Consider the following 17,859-nt stretch of genomic DNA (forward strand, 5'->3'; position numbering starts at 1 on the left):
GCCGATCGGCTCAGCCGATCAGCAAAGCGTCATCATCGAGTGTCTGGCCGCGCATCTTGCGGAACATGGCGATCAGATCTTCGACCTGCAGGTCCTTCCTGCTGTCACCCGCCACGTCGAGAACGATCTCGCCGCCATGAAGCATGATCGTGCGATGGCCGTAATCCAGCGCTTGGCGCATGGAATGCGTTACCATCATCGTCGTCAGCTTGCGCTCGGCAACGATCTTCTGCGTGAGGTTCATCACGAACTCAGCCATGCCGGGATCGAGCGCCGCCGTATGTTCGTCGAGCAGGAGCACCTCGGAGCCTGCAAGTGTCGCCATGACGAGCGACACGGCCTGCCGCTGCCCGCCCGAGAGCAGATCCATGCGATCCTTCAGCCGATTTTCCAGCCCGAGATTAAGCTCGGCGATCCGCTCCTTGAAATAGTCCCGACGTTTGCCGCCAAGCGCCGGCACAAGCCCGCGCTTTTCGCCGCGCCGGGCCGCCAGAGCAAGATTCTCTTCGATCGACAACGAGCCGCAGCTGCCAGTCAGCGGATCCTGGAAGACGCGCGCCACCAGGCCGGCGCGCGCTGCCGTCGATTTGCGCGTCACCTCGCTCTTGCCGATCAGCACCTGTCCCTCACTCGGGATGACATCGCCGGCGAGCACGCCGAGCAGCGTCGATTTGCCGGCGCCGTTGGAGCCGATGACGGTGACGAAGGAGCCTTGTTCGATGGTCAGGCTGACGCCGTTCAGAGCCTGCTTCTGCAGCGGCGTGCCGCGTCCGAAGACGACCTTGATATCCTTGACGCTGATCACGATGCGGCACCTCGGCGAAGACGGGGGAGAATGAGCGCGAAGGTGACGAGCACCGCCGTCACGAAATTGAGATCGGAGGCCTGCAGGCCGATGACGTCGCTCGACAGCGCCAGCTGGATGGCGATGCGATAGAGGATCGAGCCGAGCACGCAGCCGACGAGGGCGATCAGCAGGCCCCGGCGTCCGAGCAGCGTCTCGCCGATGATGACGGCGGCAAGACCGACGACGATCGTGCCGACGCCCGAAGTGACGTCGGCAAATCCGTTGGTTTGGGCAAACAAGGCGCCACCGAACGCCACCAGCGCGTTCGAGATCGCCATGCCGAGATAGATCTGCCGGCTGGTGTCGACGCCCTGGGCGCGGGCCATGCGGGCATTGGCGCCGGTGGCGCGCATCGCAAGCCCGGCATCGCTTTCGAGGAAGCGCCAGACAATGATCAGCGCGACAATAACCAGAACGCCGACGAAGAGCGGCCGCACGTAGAAATCACGCAGGCCATGGCCGAAAAACGGGCTGATCATCGTATCGGCATTGATGAGGGCGACGTTCGGTTTTCCCATCACCCGCAGATTGACCGAAAACAGCGCGATCATCGTCAGGATCGAGGCGAGCAGGTTGAGGATCTTGAAGCGCACGTTGAGCAGCGCCGTCACCATGCCGGCCGCCGCACCCGCCGCCATCGCAATCAGCGCCGCGAGCCAGGCATTGACGCCGGCAATGATCAGCACCGCGGTAACCGCCGCGCCGAGCGGAAAGGAACCGTCTACCGTGAGGTCAGGAAAATCGAGGACGCGGAAGGCGAGATAGACGCCGAGGGCGACGAAGGAATAGACCAGGCCGAGCTCGACGGCCCCCCAGAATGCGATTTGGCTCAAGGCTTTCAGCCCCTTTTGTTTTCGTTCCGCCCGTCGCGAAACCGCAGCCTTTCAATACTTCAGCCGCCCCCGTGCAAACGGGAGCGGCTGAATGTGAATGGTTGATGCGACGATGAGCGCTTATTCGATGACCTTGTTGGCGCGCGAAAGCACGCTCTCGGGCAGGGTGACGCCCATCTTGGCCGCAGCCGCCTTGTTGACGACGAGATCGCTGCCGGCGGCGGTCTTGACCGCGATGTCGCCCGGGTTTTCGCCCTTCAGGACGCGCACGACGATCTCGCCCGTCTGCTTGCCGACGTCGTAATAATTGAAGCCGAGCGCGGCGATCGAACCGCGCGAAACCGAATCCGTATCGGCGGTGAAGAGCGGCAACTTGCTCTCTTCGGCAACCGCAACGGCGCCCTCGAGCGCGGAGATGATCGTGTTGTCGGTCGGAATATAGATGGCATCGGCGCGGCCGACGAGGGCGCGGGCGGCACCCTGAACCTCGGCCGATTTGGTCGCGGCCGATTCGACCACCGTCAGGCCGGCCTTTTCGGCTTCGGCCTTCAGCACGGCGAGCAGCGAAACCGAATTCGCCTCGCCGGAGTTGTAGAGATAGCCGATCGTCTTCACCTTCGGCAGGATTTCCTTGATCAGCGCCAGGTGCTCGCCGACGGGCGACATGTCGGAAAGGCCGGTGACGTTGCCGCCCGGCTTGTCCATGTTCTTGACGAGCTGGGCGCCGAGCGGATCGGAGACGGCCGTGAAGACGACAGGAATGTCGCGCGTCGCCGAGACGACGGCCTGGGCCGACGGCGTGGAAATGGGGACGATCACGTTGGGCTCGTCGCCGGCGAACTGACGGGCAATCTGGGCTGCCGTCGCCGGATTGCCCTGCGCCGATTCGAACATGAATTTCAGGTTCTCGCCTTCCTTGTAGCCCGCCGACATCAGCACGTCGAGAACGCCCTTGCGGGCGGCATCGAGCGCGGGATGCTCGACGATCGCAGTGACGGCAACGGTCACATTATCGGCCTTGGCGGGCAGGGAAAGGGCCAAAGTGGCGGCAAGAGCGAGCAAAATCGGGCGCATGGATGTCCTCCTGAATGATTTTGGCGGCACTATTAGGAAAAGCGCATGCTTAAATCAATGCAGGAGAATTGTAGCGAGGATCAAACTTGCTGATCAGTCGTCGGCGCCGTGATTGGCGATCATCATTGCCTCGAAGGCCAGGCGCTCGGTCTTGCGCATGCGTTCGGATTCCGATTTCAGCTGGCCGCAGGCGGCAAGGATGTCGCGGCCGCGCGGTGTGCGGATCGGCGAAGCGTAACCGGCCGAATTGATGAAATCGGCGAACTTTTCGATCTGCTCCCAATCCGAACACTGGTAATTGGTGCCGGGCCAGGGATTGAACGGAATGAGGTTGATCTTCGCCGGCACGCCTTTCAGGAGCTTGATCAAACCCTTCGCGTCTTCGAGGCTGTCGTTGACGTCCTTCAGCATCACATATTCGAAGGTGATGCGCCGGGCATTGGAAAGGCCCGGATAGGCCTTGCAGGCGTCGATCAGTTCCTTCAGCGGGTACTTCTTGTTGATCGGCACCAGAATATCGCGCAGGTCGTCGCGCACCGCATGCAGCGAGATCGCCAGCATGACGCCGATCTCCTCGCCGGTGCGGAAGATTTCCGGCACGACGCCGGAGGTGGAAAGCGTCACGCGGCGTTTGGACAGCGACAGGCCGTCGCCATCCGTGGCGATCAGCAGCGCTTGCTTGACGCTGTCGAAATTATAGAGCGGCTCGCCCATGCCCATCATGACGATATTGCTGACCTTGCGGCCCTCGGCAGGCATGATCGTGCCTTGCGGCGCTTCACGATCCGGGAAGTCGCCGAGCCGGTCGCGAGCGAGCAGCAACTGCGACAGAATTTCCTCCGCCGTCAGGTTGCGCACCAGGCGCTGTGTACCGGTATGACAGAAGGAACAGGTCAGCGTGCAGCCGACCTGGCTTGAGATGCAGAGCGTGCCGCGGCCCTCTTCCGGAATGTAGACGGCCTCGATCTCGACCGGGCGGCCCGCGCCCCGCGCGGGAAAACGCAGCAGCCATTTGCGCGTGCCGTCGTTCGAGACCTGCTCCTCGACGATTTCCGGACGCGCGATGGTGAAATGCGTCTTCAGCATTTCACGCAGATCCTTGGCGATATTGGTCATATAGTCGAAATCGGAGACGCCGCGCACATAGATCCAATTCCAGAGCTGCGAGACGCGCATCTTGATCTGCTTTTCGGGCACGCCTTTTTCCCGGAGCGCCGCCGCCATTTCCTCCCGGGAGAGCCCGATCAACGACGGCTTCTCGGCGCCGGAAGACGGGCGCGCGGCCTGAGGTTTGTTGATGACGATCGCATCCATGACGGACATAGGCTTCTGACCCCGAATTCGAACACGTAACCGTTCCGCAAGCCGCGGACTTCGGGATCTGATCCGGAAGACTTGCGGAGGCATGACGGCACATTGGCAGAAATTGATGGCGGACGGCGACTGATATCGCGATCTGTCCGCTGTTTGCGCGGCCTTTAGCATTATTTTGCCCGCGCGTCACTAATGCATGTCGCTCAAAAGTGTGAAGCGGTTTTGGAAAAACGACATGCATACAGCAGAGACCTAAACGGCAAGAGCCGGCACAAGGCCGGCTCTTGAAACTTTGTGACTGAAAGTCCCGCTTACTTGCAGCTTTCGATCTGCTTGAGCGCAGCCGAGATGCCCGACAGCGAATAGCTGTAGGACGTGCCGGTGCCTTTGCGCGAAACCGCATTGACGGTCATCGAATGGCCGGTCTTCATCGCCGCGACGAGGGCCGGCTCCTGGGCAGCATTCTCGACCCAGCCCGCCTTGTCCTTGGTAAACATGACGAAGGTCTTGTTGTCGATGACGACATTGATCTTCGAATTTTCCTTCACCGTGTAGCCCATCATCGCCTGCGGCTCGTAGGAGATGTTCTGGCCGGGCCGCTGCGAAACGATGAAGAAATTGTCGCCATGGTCGACGCTTGCTGGCTGCTTTGCCGTTGGAACGGACAGCACGTAGCACACGGTGCTATTGCCCGACTTATAGGAATAGGCGCCCCATGCCTGGAACTGCTGAATGCGGGTCGGCGCGGCCTGCTGCGCTGCCGCCACTCCGGCCATTGTCAGGGTGAGGGCGAGGGCGGATACGATACTTCTTACAAACATGGATTCCTGCCGGTTCTTGCGATTCAAGGCCCGAAGCGATCATAGCGGGCGCCGCATAATCACGATCTGCTTTATTTTGACTTAATTCAGGTTACCAAATGGTCAACAATAGCTGCGATTTGTATGTGCCTGTGTCATTTCAGCTCGACTACCACCTTTGCCCCTTGCCGAAATCGGCTGCGATGCCGGTGCGCCGATGGCACCGACTGGCCGTTCGGCTGAACTTAAGACACAAAGATTCAGGCAACAGTTTGACCTTTCAAAAATCCGCTGTACCTCATTAAGACTTTGGAAATCCGGGACGAAATTTTCGCCGCAGGGGGCTGGTGAGACGACATGGATGCCGAGGAAAGACAGCGTTTCGCTGCCCTCGCAAAGGCCGTCGCGGATGATCGCGACCAGCAGGCCTTTTCTATCCTGTTCGACTATTTCGCGCCGCGCCTGAAGAGCTGGCTGATGCGCCAGAAGATGACATCAGGCGAGGCCGAAGAGCTGGTCCAGGAGATCATGATCGTGCTCTGGCACAAGGCCTATCTCTACGATGCGACGCGATCTTCTCTGTCGACCTGGCTTTTTCGCATCGCCCGCAACCGCCGCATCGATCTGCGGCGCCGCACCAGCACCCGCACTTTCGACGAAACGGACCCGACCCTGCTGCCACCGGCTGAGATCGGTGCCGATGAAATCATCGCCAATGGCGATCGCGATGCCAAGCTGCGCGCCGCTGTCGAGCAACTGTCCGAAGAACAGCGCGATATGCTGCGTGCAGCCTTCTTTCTCGGCCAATCGCATTCTGAGATAGCCGAAGCGACCGGGCTGCCGCTCGGCACGGTGAAATCACGTATTCGGCTTGCGTTTGGAAAGCTTCGCAAGATGCTCGAGCAGGAACTCAGGTGAACCGCGCCGCGGCCTTCAAATCGTTTTCATCGTATCCGCAGGCCGGTCGGCAAGGACGCGGTCCGCTGCGTCGTAATGGTTCGGCCGGATATGACCGCGCACCATGGCGAAGGCGGCGGAAAGCACGGCGATGTCGTCAGAAAAGCCGATAACAGCGAAAATATCCGGGATCATGTCTATCGGCATGACGAAGTATGCCAGCGCGGCCAGCAGCACGCCGCGCACCTTGGTCGGCGTCTGCGGATCGAGCGCACAGTAGAAACCTGCGACGACGTCGCGCGAAAAGGGAATCTGGCGCACGGCCCGGCGGAAGGTCGGCCAGAACTTCTGCCGTACGGTTTCCTCCCGCCGGCTCTGGGTGTCCTCGTCGCCCGGCAGCAGGATTTCCCCGAATTTGACCTCGTCCATTCCTGACATCCTTTCGTCCATGCGAACATATGGTGATGGCGCTTCGGCTTTCAATCAGCGCTCGTTTCAAACGGCACCGCGTGCCGCCGCCTTGTCCATCGCCCTGGCGAGCTTGAAATCCAGTTCCGTCAGCCCGCCGGCATCATGCGTGTTCAGCGTCACATCCACCCGGGAATAGACGTTGAACCATTCGGGATGGTGGTTGAGTTTCTCGGCCGTAATCGCTGCCTGCGTCATGAAGCCGAAGGCCTCGATGAAATTTGAAAACTTGAACGTTTTCGAGATTGAAGAGGCCGCATCGTTGAGCGCCCAGCCTGAAAGCTCAGCCAGTCGTGCCTCGGCCGCCGCCCGTTCCAGTCTTTCCTGTTTCATGCCATGGTCCTCTCATCTGTCAGCAGGTCACCGATGAAAGACATCAGCATCCTTTTCGTTTGCATGGGCAATATATGCCGTTCTCCGCTTGCGGAGGGAATTTTTACCCACCTTGCCGCCGAGGCGAGGCTGACCGATCGTTTCACGATCGATTCCGCCGGCACCGGCGGCTGAGATGAAGGTGAACCGCCCGACTGCCGTTCGATCGCTGTTGCCCGCAACCATGGCATCGACATAGCAGGGCAACGCGCCCGGCGCATCCGTTCGATCGATTTCGTCAGTGTCGATCTGATCGTCGCCATGGACCGCGACAATGTTGCGGAACTCAACAGGATCGCCCCTCCCGAGGCGAGCATCCAGCTGTTCGGCGATATCGCGCTGGGAACGGGGAGGACATTGCCGACCCCTATGATGGCGGTCCGGAAGGTTTCGAGCTGCTCTATACCAAGCTCTTGACCGGCTGCAGCAGCCTGCTCGAAACGCTGGTCCCCGAACGTACTTCGTGCAGCGGGAACACTTCCTCGGTGAGATAGGGCCCGCCGCCGACCGATTCGCGCGATGAAAGCAGCACGAAACGCGGCGCCGTGAAGGTCGCGGTGTGGAAGTTGCCACGCCCACTCAGATATTGCACGACATCGTCGAGCCGCGAGGATTTCAGCCGGGCCAGCGTCACGTGCGGCGTGAATTTGCGCGGATCCGGCGGCAGGCCGATGCGCTGGCAGATCCGTTCGATCTCAGCCTGCAGGGCGTACATCTCAGGCGACTGAGAAACGCCCGCCCAGACCGAATGCGGCTTCTTCGAGCCGAAGGACCCGATGCCTTCGAGCCGGAACTGAAATTCCGGCCGATCGATCCGGTCGAGGCGTTCAACGATTTCATCGGCCGTTCGGCCGTCGACATCACCGATGAAGCGCAGCGTGATGTGGTAATTTTCCACATCGATCCATCGTGCTCCGGGGAGGCCACCGCGCAGCAATGAAAGGCTCATTGCCGCATTGCGCGGAATTTCGAGGGCGGTAAACAGTCTCGGCATAACGAGCACTCCCCGAATCTTTTGCAGGTGCTTACACGGAATCACGCAATCAATGGCCGTGCAAGCCCCTAATTCTTCACAGAAGAAATCGTATCGATGAAATTTGTGACATCAGCTTCCATTTTCTCGACCATGACGTCGACACCTCTCGCGTTTGGATGCATGCCGTCATCGAGCTTCAGCCCCGCATCGAGCGCAACCCCGTCGAGGAAGAAGGCATAAAGTGGAACTCCATATTTGTCGGAAAGTTTCCGATAAATCGGATTGAAGCGCGCCGCATAATCCGCTCCCATGTTCGGCGGCGCCATCATGCCGACAAGCAGCACCGCTATGCCGCGCGCCTTGAGCCGGGCAATCATCTGATCGAGGTTTTTCTCGCTCTCTTCCGGCGGAATACCGCGCAGCGCATCATTGGCGCCGAGCTCGAGGATAACGCCATCGGTGCCGTCGGGGACCGACCAGTCGACCCGGGCAAGCCCACCTGTCGTGGTATCGCCCGAAACCCCGGCATTGGCAATGGAAACGTCGAGCCCCTTGGCCTTCAAAGCCGCCTGCAGCTTTTCCGGAAAGCCCTTGCCGGGCGGCAGCTGATAACCCGCCATCAGGCTGTCCCCGAATCCGACGAGATTGATCGTCCGCGCATTGACTCCAACGGCAAAGATCAGCGACACCGCGATGACGGTGAATTGAAGCGCGGCAACTTTAAATCTCATTCTGGCTTCCCTAGATTGGCGAGGTGCCGTGATGCGGCCATTGCGTTAGAGATTAATATAGGTCGATTTCTGTTGGCAAAAACCATCATCGAGTTGAAGGGCGCCGATCTCACCCTTGGCAGTGCGGCCGCCTCCGTCCATGTTCTGAAGGGCATCGATCTCGATATCGCTGCCGGCGAATCCGTTGGCATCGTCGGACCTTCCGGTTCCGGCAAATCCACCCTGCTGATGGTGCTTGCCGGACTGGAAAAGCTCGACAGCGGCGAAATCAATATCAACGACACGCCGCTCCATGCCCTGAGTGAGGATGAGGTCGCCGATTTCCGCGGCCGCAACATCGGCATCGTCTTCCAGTCCTTCCACCTGATCGCCAACATGACGGCGCTGGAAAACGTCGCGGTGCCGCTGGAGCTCGCCAATATCAGCAACGCCTTCGAAATCGCCCATCGCGAACTGAGTTCGGTCGGCCTCGGCGAACGGCTGAACCACTATCCCGGCCAGCTTTCCGGCGGCGAGCAGCAGCGCGTGGCGATTGCCAGAGCGCTCGCTCCCTCGCCCGCCTTGCTGATCGCCGACGAGCCCACAGGCAATCTCGATACCGAAACGGGCCGACAGATCGCCGACCTTCTCTTCGCCAAACAGGCCGAACGCGGCATGACCCTGCTTCTCGTCACCCACGACGTCTCGCTTGCAAACCGCTGCTCGCGCCAGATCCGCGTCCGTTCCGGCAGGATCGAGGGCGACAGCGCCGCCCGCCGCAGCGAGGCGGCAATCGCATGAGCACGGTCACGCCACGCGTCGCGCTCGCTTTTCGCCTGGCGCTCCGCGAGCTGCGCGGTGGCATTCGTGGCTTCTACATCTTCCTGGCGTGCATCGCGCTCGGCACCGGTGCGATCGCCGCCGTCAATTCCGTTTCGCAGTCGATCACTGACACGATCGCCTCGCAAGGGCAGGAGCTGCTGGCGGGCGACGTCCGCTTCGAGCTCAACAATCGCCAGGCGACATCTCAGGAAATGAGCTTCCTTCAGGGCCTGGGAACCATTTCGGTTTCAACCGGCCTTCGCTCGATGGCCCGCAAGCCCGACGGTTCCGACCAGGCGCTGGTCGAGGTCAAGGCCGTCGACGACGCCTATCCGCTCTACGGCAGGTTCGTCGCCGAACCGGACTATCCGCTTGCAGCCCTGCTCTCCAGCCAAGGGGGCACCTATGGCGCGGTCGCCGCCCCGCTGCTTCTCGATCGGCTAGGCCTTGCGGTCGGCGACGAATTGCTGCTCGGCAATGTCAAGCTCAGCATTACCGGCACGGTGAAGACCGAGCCCGACGCGCTGTCGGAAGGCTTCGGTTTTGCGCCGCGTCTGCTCGTCAGCCGCCAGGCGCTCGAAGCGTCGGGGCTGATCCAGACCGGAAGTCTGGTCGAACACGCCTATAAGATCCGGTTGGAAGATAAGGGCGCCATGTCGGGCATCCAGGCCCGCGCCTCCAAGGAGTTTCCCTCCGCCGGCTGGGCGATCCGTACCAGTGATCGCGCAGCACCCTCCCTCACCGAAAATATCACCCGTTTCTCGCAATTCCTGACGCTGGTCGGCCTCACCGCGCTGATCGTCGGCGGCGTCGGCGTCGCCAATGCCGTGCGTGCTTTCCTCGATTCCAAGCGCACCACCATCGCCACCTTCAAATGCCTCGGCGCTCCAGCCGCCGTCGTCGTTCTGATCTATCTCTTTCAGATCGCCATCATCGCCCTTGGCGGCATCTTGGCCGGCCTCGTCATCGGCGCCCTGTCGCCGATCTTTGCGGCACAGTTCCTGGCGCAATTCCTGCCGGTCTCAACCGCGCCGACCCTCTATCCCGGCGCCCTGCTGCTCGCGACGCTGTTCGGCATCCTGACGACGCTCGCCTTCGCCATTCTGCCGCTTGGTCATGCCCGCGAAGTGCCGGCAACGGCGCTCTTCCGAGAGCAGGGCTTCGAAGCCCGCCGGCTGCCGTCCTGGCCTTATATCCTGCTTGCCGCCGTCTTCATGGCGGCCCTTGCCAGCCTTGCCATCCTCACCGCCTATGATCGTTTTATCGCCGTCGTCTTCGTCGGCGCAATCATCTTCGCCTTCGTCGTCCTGCGCCTCGTCGCCGCCTTGATCGCCTGGCTCGCGCGCCGCAGCCCGCGCGTTCACTCGCCGGCGCTCAGGCTCGCGATTGGCAACATCCACCGCCCCGGAGCGCTGACGCCCTCGGTCGTCCTCTCGCTCGGCCTCGGCCTGGCATTGCTGGTGACCCTGACCTTGATCGACGGCAACCTGCGCCAGCAGCTGACCGGCCGCATGAACGAGGGGGCACCCAACTTCTTCTTCGTCGATATCCAGAGTGCCGAGGTCGATGCCTTCCGCAATCTCGTCCAGGCGCAAGCGCCAAGGGGCAAGCTGATGGAGGTGCCGATGCTGCGCGGCCGGATCGTCGCCTTCAATGGTGAGGATGTCACCAAGATGAATGTGCCGGCCGCCGGCCGCTGGGTGCTGAACGGCGATCGCGGCATCACCTACGCCGACACGCTGCCCGAAAATGCCGCGCTCGCCGAAGGCAGCTGGTGGGACAAGGATTACAGCGGCGAGCCGCTCGTCTCCTTCTCCTCGGAAGAAGCGCATGAACTCGGCCTCAAGATCGGCGATACCGTCACCGTCAACGTGCTCGGCCGCAACATCACTGCAAAGATCGCCAATCTGCGCCGTGTCGAGTGGGAATCGCTGTCGATCAATTTCGTCATGGTCTTCTCGCCGAACACGTTCCGCGGCGCCCCGCATGCCTGGCTGGCGACGCTAACCGATCCCTCCTCAACACCGGCCGAAGATGCTGCCATCCTGAAATCCGTCACCCACACCTATCCGACGATCACCAGCGTGCGCGTCAAGGATGCGATCGATATCGTCAACCAGCTCGTCGCCCAGCTTTCGACAGCGATCCGCGCCGCCGCATCGGTGGCGCTCGTCGCCTCTATTCTTGTCCTTGCCGGGGCGCTCGCCGCCGGCAACAGGGCGCGCACTCACGACGCGGTGGTGCTGAAGACGCTCGGCGCCACGCGCGCTATGCTGATTCGCGCCTTCAGCTACGAATATCTGATCCTCGGGCTGGCCACCGCGATCTTCGCACTCTTTGCCGGCGGTATCGCCGCCTGGTTCATCGTCGCCCGCATCATGCGACTGCCGTCTGCCTTCCTGCCCGATGTGGCGGGACTGACGCTCGTCACCGCGCTCGTGCTCACCGTCGGCATCGGCCTCATCGGCACCTGGCGCATCCTCGGGCAGAAGGCCGCACCGGTGCTGCGTGAGCTTTAGACGGATAGCACGGTCGACACGACTTCACGTTACGGCGATTTAACCGGCCGCGCCTTTGCAAGCCCCTTGTTTGCAAAGGGCGAAAGCCTCATATTGTCTGCAGGCATGCTGGAGCTCCGCAGCGGCGCCCGGGTCGAAAACCCCGACACCGTATCTCCTTCGGAGCTTGTAAGAGGAAACTATGGCTGATCTTCGTAACTATCAAAGCCGCGTCCAGACCGGCGAGATGATTGATCAAGGCCTGCGCGCATATATGCTCAAGGTCTACAATCTGATGGCGCTGGGCCTGGCGATCACCGGCGTGGCAGCATATCTCGGATTCAACTTCGCGGTCCAGGACGGCCAGCTCACCCAGTTTGGCGCGCTTCTGTTCCAGTCGCCGTTGCGCTGGGTCGTGATCCTTGCCCCCCTTGCGGTCGTCTTCTTCCTGAGCTTCCGCATTCATCAGATGAGCGTGTCCGCCGCCCAGACCACCTTCTGGATCTACGCCGCCTTGGTAGGGCTGTCGCTCTCGTCGGTCTTCCTGGTCTATACAGGCCAGAGCGTCGTTCAGACCTTCTTCGTCACCGCCGCCTCCTTCGGCGCGCTGTCTCTTTACGGCTATACGGCGAAGCGTGACCTGTCGGCGATGGGTTCGTTCCTGATCATGGGTCTCTTCGGCCTGATCATCGCCTCGCTCGTCAACATCTTCCTGGCTTCATCCGCGCTGCAGTTCGCGATCTCGGTGATCGGCGTGCTGATCTTCGCAGGTCTCACCGCCTACGACACGCAGCGGATCAAGGAACTCTACTATGAAGCGGATGACGTCGCTGTCGCCGGTCGCAAGGCGATCATGGGCGCACTGACGCTATACCTCGACTTCCTCAACCTGTTCATGTTCCTGCTGCAGTTCATGGGTAACCGCAGATAACAGGCGCATTGATAGATCGAAAAGGCGGCTTCGGCCGCCTTTTTTGTTGCACCGGTTTCTCAGGGGTGGTTTTAGAGGAGCCTGCTCCTTCCGACGGACCTGCCGCCCGATGTCCTTCCTCCTGCGCGACGCCTCCCAAACCGACATCACCGCCATTACGGAGATCTATCGCGACTCGGTCCTCAATGGCGTTGCAAGCTACGAGATTGCGCCGCCCTCCGAGGCCGAAATGGCCCAGCGGTTTTCCGCGATCGTCAGCCAGCAATATCCCTATATCGCCGCAACCGATGCTGACGGGAAACTCCTGGGCTACGCTTATGCGTCGGCCTTCCGCACCCGCCCTGCCTATCGCTGGATGGTGGAGGATTCGATCTACCTGGCACCCGAAGCCCGCGGCCGCGGCATCGGCAAGGCACTGATCGCCGAGCTGATCGACCGCTGCACCGGGCTTGGCTTTCGTCAGATGGTAGCCGTCATCGGCGGCGCGAGCCCGGCCTCGATCGCGCTTCATCTGAAGGCAGGTTTTGTGGAGGTCGGACTGATGAAGGGTACCGGCTACAAGCACGGCCGCTGGCTGGACACGATGCTCATGCAGCGCAGCCTCGGCGAGGGCATGAGGACCGATCCGGATCCCTCCATTTATCCCGGTACGCTGTTTGCGGGCTGATGAGAATTATTTATCGACAAGCTTCAAGGCCTTGTCGAACACCTTGAGGACCTGATTCAGCTCGTGCCCGCGCTTCAGGATCATGCCGTTGACGTTGATGACAGAATAGGCGCCCTGCTTGGCGGCAAGCTTCGGGTTCTTTTCGATCCGGAAGAGCGGCATCTCGCCGGAGCGCTTGAAGACGGAAAAGACTGCTCTGTCCTTCAGATGGTCGATGGCATAATCGCGCCATTCCCCCTCGCCGACCATGCGGCCGTAGATCCAGAGGATCGCGTCCAGCTCGCGCCGGTGGAAGGTCACCGGAAGCGGGTCCTTGCTTTGCTTGTACTCCCTGAGATCGACGACGACCGAGGAACTATTGTCGACGGAGCGGCTTTCGCCGTGTCGCAAATCCGGCTGATCTGTCATCAGGTCTCCAAGGCCTCCGCTTGTGACAGGAGAGTGACAGTTTGCCCGAGCCGCCGCAAATTGCAAGAGCGCGGCCCCTCACATTCGGCCTACCGCAGCGCCGCACGTCCAGGCACCTTTCGCTGGGGACGAAGCAGTGCTTTCTCCCCAGCGCCGCATTTCAGTCAAAACAGCGCCTCATTTGCAGGGGATTTATGCATCCCGGTTTGGCGCCAGCGCGCCAAAGGGCCCGGCGGAGCGTATCGACCTTAACCCCAGCCCCGAATACGCTCGGCCGGGCCGCCCGGCATTTCACCCGTAATCGGATGAAATATCAGATATTTTTTCCCGCCATCACCACGGTCGCCCCGAGAATCGCTGCTGGATCGCCGTCGGCCGTTGCCGACTGCAGCAGAATCGCGCAGCCCTCGAGCTGCGGCCGCTGCAGGACGCTCGCCGGCAGCGTCAGACTGGTCGCCTTGCCGTCCCACATGCCTACGGTTTCGACATTGGTGACGCTGTGCAGATAGGAGATCTTCTTGCCGCTGTTTTCGCCTTTTTCGACGTCGATCGTCTTTTCCTTGTCGAAATAGACCATCACGACATTGGCCTTTCCCTGCCCTGCGCCGATTTTGATCTCCAGCTCGTCGCCGCGCATTGCCGCGCTGACGGGGATGGTCAGCCCGTTGCCTTCGCTGCTGTAGGTGTCGATCTTGCTGTTGATGCCGGTGAGATCGGCGCCGGCCAAATGGCCACGGCCATTGACGATCGCCTGCGGCGTATAGACGTTGCTGCGACCCATCGTCCTGGCATAGCCGTACTGCCGCTCGGTATTTTCCTTCGAGCTCAGCGTATCGGCCCAGCCGAGATAATTCCAGTAGTCGATGTGATAGGCGAGCGCGATGACATCGCCCTGATTCACCAGCTTGCGAAAGGCGGCATCAGCGGGAGGACAGGAGGAGCAGCCCTGCGACGTGAAAAGCTCGACGACGCCTTTGGGCTTGCCGTCTTCGGCCTGCAGCGAGCCTGCAAGAGCAACGCCGACGATCAGCGGAATCAAGAAACGGGGGGACATTCACCTGCACCTCTTTTTCAGCGCCGGCGGCGTTTGGAACCGAAGGCTCTGAGATATGAACGTACGAATAATCCTTCCGGGTCCAAACGAAAAATCACGAACGGGTGAGACCGTAGCTCGGCCGGAACGCAGCTGAAACAAATCATCGTGAGCCTCCGGCAAAGACTCTTGCAGCAAAGAAAAGCCGCCGGAAACGCTCTCCGGCGGCCATTATCAATCCACTCTCCTAGACCCGGGTGATTTTAGGCCGACCGGCCTAAAATCTGAATCCGGATCTACATCAAAGAAGAAGAGCATGATGTCGTCCGAAAACCGCTCACACTTTTCGGCATCATGCCCTGAAAATCAGGCAGCGAGATCACGCAGGACCGTCTGCAGAATGCCGCCATTGTTGAGGTAGATCACCTCGTCGAGCGTATCGACACGCGACAGCAGCGGAACTTCCTTCACAGTGCCGTCGCCATAGGTAATCTTGGCGATCTTCCTCTCGCGCGGCTTGATCTTGTCCAGCCCCTCGATGGTGACGAGCTCATCACCCTTGAGGCCGAGGCTCTGCCAGGTCGTGCCCTCTTCGAAGACGAAGGGGATGACGCCCATGCCGACCAGGTTCGAGCGATGGATGCGCTCGAAGCTCTGGGCGATGACAGCCTTGACGCCGAGCAGGTTGGTGCCCTTGGCAGCCCAGTCGCGCGAGGAGCCGTTGCCGTATTCGACACCGGCGAAGATGACGAGCGGAACGCCTTCTGCCTTGTACTGCATGGCGGCGTCGTAGATCGAAGTCTCTTCCTTCGACGGGTAGTGGATGGTGTAGCCGCCTTCCTTGCCGTTCGGGCCGAGCATATGGTTGCGGATGCGGATATTGGCAAAGGTGCCGCGCATCATCACCTCATGGTTGCCGCGCCGCGTGCCGTACTGGTTGAAGTCGGCAACCGCGACGTCATGGCCGATGAGGTAGGCGCCGGCCGGCGATGCCGCCTTGATCGAGCCGGCCGGAGAGATGTGGTCGGTGGTGATCTTGTCACCGAACAGGCCGAGGACGCGGGCGCCCTTGATGTCGGCAACGCCGGTGCCCTTCTTGCCCATGCCGACGAAGTAGGGTGGGTTCTGGACATAGGTCGAGTTGTCGTCCCAGGCATAGGTCTGGCCCGGCGGAACCTGAACCGCCTGCCAGTTGATGTCGCCCTTGAAGACATCGGCATATTTGCTTTCGTAGAGTTCGCGGGTGACGTATTTCTGGATGAACTCCTGCACCTCGTGCGAGGTCGGCCAGATATCCTTGAGGTAGACGGGCTTGCCGTTCTGGTCTTCGCCGATCGGCTCCTTGGTCAGGTCCTTCTGCACCGTGCCGGCGAGAGCATAGGCGACGACAAGCGGTGGCGAAGCAAGATAGTTCGCTTGGACGTCGGGCGAGATGCGGCCTTCGAAGTTGCGGTTGCCGGAGAGCACGCCGGAAACGATCAGACCCTTGTCGTTGATCGTCTTCGAGATCGGCGCCGGCAGCGGGCCGGAATTGCCGATGCAGGTGGTGCAGCCGAAGCCGACGAGATTGAAGCCGAGCTTGTCGAGATCGGCCTGCAGACCTGACTTGGCGAGATATTCACCGACCACCTGCGATCCCGGAGCCAGCGAGGTCTTGACCCACGGCTTGGTCTTCAGTCCCTTGGCAACGGCGTTGCGGGCGAGAAGGCCGGCCGCGATCAGCACCGACGGGTTGGAGGTGTTGGTGCAGGAGGTGATGGCGGCAATCGCGACGTCGCCGTGGCCGAGATCGAAATCGGTGCCTTCGACCGCATAGCGGTTGGCAAGCTGGCCGGGCTTCTTGTAGTCGGCATCCATCGAGCCGGCAAAGCCGGAAGCGATGTTTTCAAGCGCGATGCGGCCTTCCGGACGCTTCGGGCCGGCCATCGACGGCACGACGTCGCCGAGGTCGAGTTCCAGCGTGTCGGTGAAGACGAGGTCGGAACCGTCGCCTTCGCGCCACATGCCCTGGGCCTTCGAATAGGCTTCGACGAGGGCGATGCGGTCATGCGTGCGGCCGGACATGGTGAGGTAGTTGATGGTTTCGCCGTCAACCGGGAAGAAGCCGCAGGTGGCGCCGTATTCCGGACCCATGTTGCCGATTGTCGCGCGGTCAGCGAGCGGCATGTTGTCCATGCCGGGGCCGAAGAATTCGACGAACTTGGAAACGACGCCCTTCTTGCGCAGCATCTGCACGACGGTCAGAACGAGGTCGGTCGCGGTGACGCCTTCCTTGAGCTTGCCGGTCAGCTTGAAGCCGATGACTTCAGGCAGGAGCATCGAAACCGGCTGGCCGAGCATGGCGGCTTCAGCCTCGATACCGCCCACACCCCAGCCGAGAACGCCGAGACCATTGATCATCGTCGTGTGGCTGTCGGTGCCGACGCAGGTATCGGGATAGGCGATCGTCTCGCCGTCCTCTTCCTTGGTCCAGACGGTCTGGCCGAGATATTCGAGATTGACCTGGTGACAGATGCCGGTGCCCGGAGGAACGACGCGGAAATTCTTGAATGCCTGCTGGCCCCACTTCAGGAAGCGGTAGCGCTCGCCGTTGCGCTGATATTCCAGCTCGACATTCTTGGCGAAAGCCTGCGGCGTGCCGAACTCGTCGACGATGACGGAGTGGTCGATGACGAGGTCGACAGGAACAAGCGGATTGATCTTCTCGGGATCGCCGCCGAGCGACACCATCGCGTCGCGCATCGCGGCAAGATCGACGACGGCGGGAACGCCGGTGAAGTCCTGCATTAGCACGCGCGCCGGGCGATAGGCGATTTCGTTTTCGACAGCGCCCTTGTTGTTCAGCCACGCGGCGACGGCGAGGATGTGCTCCTTGGTCACCGACTGGCCGTCTTCGAAGCGCAGCAGATTTTCGAGCAGCACCTTCATCGAATAGGGAAGCTTCGATACGCCGGCCAGACCGTTTGCCTCAGCCTTGGGCAGGCTGTAATAGACATACTCCTTTCCACCAACGGAAAGCGTGGAACGACAATTGAAACTGTCAAGAGATTTAGACACGAGAAACCCCGTTCTGATAGCCAACACAGTCGTGCGAACGCCTATGCACTTAATGCACATCAGGATGCGGGTACGGCCATTTCCGCTGTCCGCACGTGGAGCAGATGCTCCAAGTTCGGCGCAAGGATGAAATTCACGCCGACCGCTGGCGT

General features: G+C 61.1%; 17 protein-coding genes and 1 pseudogene. 6 read left to right on the forward strand and 12 right to left on the reverse strand.

Translation table 11 applies throughout. The annotated features are described in order from the left end of the window. Window positions 1–10: 10 nt before the first annotated feature. The 5 genes from J7U39_RS25605 to J7U39_RS25625 all read right to left on the reverse strand — a co-directional run bounded on the left by J7U39_RS25605 (window position 11) and on the right by J7U39_RS25625 (window position 4,889). A complete protein-coding gene (locus J7U39_RS25605) occupies window positions 11–805 on the reverse strand; it encodes an ABC transporter ATP-binding protein (RefSeq protein WP_210632983.1) in 795 nt (264 codons plus the stop codon). Then, on the reverse strand, window positions 802–1,680 hold the full coding sequence (locus tag J7U39_RS25610) for an ABC transporter permease (protein ID WP_210632984.1): 879 nt from the start codon (window positions 1,678–1,680) through the stop codon (window positions 802–804). Before J7U39_RS25610 ends, J7U39_RS25605 begins: the two co-directional genes overlap by 4 nt. Before the next feature lie 120 nt (window positions 1,681–1,800). After that, complete coding sequence (locus J7U39_RS25615; RefSeq protein ID WP_210632985.1) at window positions 1,801–2,754, reverse strand: ABC transporter substrate-binding protein; 954 nt, start codon at window positions 2,752–2,754, stop codon at window positions 1,801–1,803. 93 nt (window positions 2,755–2,847) lie between these two features. Further along, window positions 2,848–4,077: a 23S rRNA (adenine(2503)-C(2))-methyltransferase RlmN gene (rlmN, locus tag J7U39_RS25620; protein WP_210632986.1), complete on the reverse strand. Its 1,230-nt coding sequence runs from the start codon at window positions 4,075–4,077 to the stop codon at window positions 2,848–2,850. A gap of 302 nt (window positions 4,078–4,379) precedes the next feature. Continuing rightward, window positions 4,380–4,889: an invasion associated locus B family protein gene (locus tag J7U39_RS25625; RefSeq protein WP_064805485.1), complete on the reverse strand. Its 510-nt coding sequence runs from the start codon at window positions 4,887–4,889 to the stop codon at window positions 4,380–4,382. A 336-nt stretch (window positions 4,890–5,225) separates the two neighbouring features. Here J7U39_RS25625 and J7U39_RS25630 point away from each other — a divergent pair, with 336 nt between their 5' ends. Further along, window positions 5,226–5,786, forward strand: coding sequence for a sigma-70 family RNA polymerase sigma factor (locus tag J7U39_RS25630; RefSeq protein WP_210632987.1), 561 nt, complete (start codon window positions 5,226–5,228; stop codon window positions 5,784–5,786). 15 nt (window positions 5,787–5,801) lie between these two features. On the opposite strand, the gene J7U39_RS25635 is transcribed toward J7U39_RS25630, so the two are convergent. Then, window positions 5,802–6,194: a YkvA family protein gene (locus J7U39_RS25635; RefSeq protein ID WP_210632988.1), complete on the reverse strand. Its 393-nt coding sequence runs from the start codon at window positions 6,192–6,194 to the stop codon at window positions 5,802–5,804. 66 nt (window positions 6,195–6,260) lie between these two features. Beyond that, window positions 6,261–6,566, reverse strand: a complete 306-nt coding sequence (locus tag J7U39_RS25640) for a 4a-hydroxytetrahydrobiopterin dehydratase (RefSeq protein ID WP_210632989.1) — start codon at window positions 6,564–6,566, stop codon at window positions 6,261–6,263. Between the two features lie 33 nt (window positions 6,567–6,599). Between J7U39_RS25640 and J7U39_RS31940 the strand changes: the two are divergent. Beyond that, window positions 6,600–7,099 (forward strand): annotated as a pseudogene (locus J7U39_RS31940) (low molecular weight protein-tyrosine-phosphatase). On the opposite strand, the gene thpR reads toward J7U39_RS31940, so the two are convergent. Together thpR and J7U39_RS25660 are read right to left on the reverse strand one after the other, a co-directional pair. Then, the gene (thpR, locus tag J7U39_RS25655) at window positions 7,006–7,599 is read right to left on the reverse strand and encodes an RNA 2',3'-cyclic phosphodiesterase (RefSeq protein WP_210632991.1); all 594 of its coding nucleotides are present in this window, start codon (window positions 7,597–7,599) and stop codon (window positions 7,006–7,008) included. The pseudogene J7U39_RS31940 and the gene thpR sit on opposite strands and share 94 nt — an antisense overlap. Window positions 7,600–7,667: 68 nt before the next feature. Next, entirely contained in the window at window positions 7,668–8,312 is a 645-nt protein-coding gene (locus J7U39_RS25660; protein ID WP_210632992.1) for an arylesterase, read from the reverse strand. Window positions 8,313–8,384: 72 nt separating this feature from the next. Between J7U39_RS25660 and J7U39_RS25665 the strand changes: the two genes are divergently transcribed. From J7U39_RS25665 to J7U39_RS25680, 4 genes are all read left to right on the forward strand, one after another. After that, a complete protein-coding gene (locus tag J7U39_RS25665; RefSeq protein WP_064805499.1) occupies window positions 8,385–9,092 on the forward strand; it encodes an ABC transporter ATP-binding protein in 708 nt (235 codons plus the stop codon). Beyond that, complete coding sequence (locus tag J7U39_RS25670) at window positions 9,089–11,632, forward strand: ABC transporter permease (RefSeq protein ID WP_210632993.1); 2,544 nt, start codon at window positions 9,089–9,091, stop codon at window positions 11,630–11,632. The genes J7U39_RS25665 and J7U39_RS25670 overlap by 4 nt, the downstream gene beginning before the upstream one ends. 181 nt (window positions 11,633–11,813) lie before the next feature. Further along, on the forward strand, window positions 11,814–12,542 hold the full coding sequence (locus J7U39_RS25675) for a Bax inhibitor-1/YccA family protein (protein ID WP_210632994.1): 729 nt from the start codon (window positions 11,814–11,816) through the stop codon (window positions 12,540–12,542). Window positions 12,543–12,651: 109 nt separating this feature from the next. Continuing rightward, window positions 12,652–13,209, forward strand: coding sequence for a GNAT family N-acetyltransferase (locus J7U39_RS25680; RefSeq protein ID WP_210632995.1), 558 nt, complete (start codon window positions 12,652–12,654; stop codon window positions 13,207–13,209). A 6-nt stretch (window positions 13,210–13,215) separates the two neighbouring features. Here J7U39_RS25680 and J7U39_RS25685 read toward each other — a convergent pair whose 3' ends face one another. The 3 genes from J7U39_RS25685 to acnA form a co-directional block, all read right to left on the reverse strand. Further along, window positions 13,216–13,617 carry a DUF2794 domain-containing protein gene (locus J7U39_RS25685; RefSeq protein ID WP_064805507.1) on the reverse strand — a complete coding sequence of 134 codons (402 nt, stop codon included), beginning with the start codon at window positions 13,615–13,617 and terminating at the stop codon, window positions 13,216–13,218. Window positions 13,618–13,930: 313 nt separating this feature from the next. Beyond that, complete coding sequence (locus J7U39_RS25690) at window positions 13,931–14,671, reverse strand: thioredoxin family protein (protein ID WP_210632996.1); 741 nt, start codon at window positions 14,669–14,671, stop codon at window positions 13,931–13,933. Between the two features lie 345 nt (window positions 14,672–15,016). Beyond that, entirely contained in the window at window positions 15,017–17,707 is a 2,691-nt protein-coding gene (gene acnA / locus J7U39_RS25695) for an aconitate hydratase AcnA (RefSeq protein WP_210632997.1), read from the reverse strand. Window positions 17,708–17,859: the final 152 nt, after the last annotated feature.

Source organism: Rhizobium sp. NLR16a, from assembly GCF_017948245.1.
Lineage (GTDB): Bacteria > Pseudomonadota > Alphaproteobacteria > Rhizobiales > Rhizobiaceae > Rhizobium.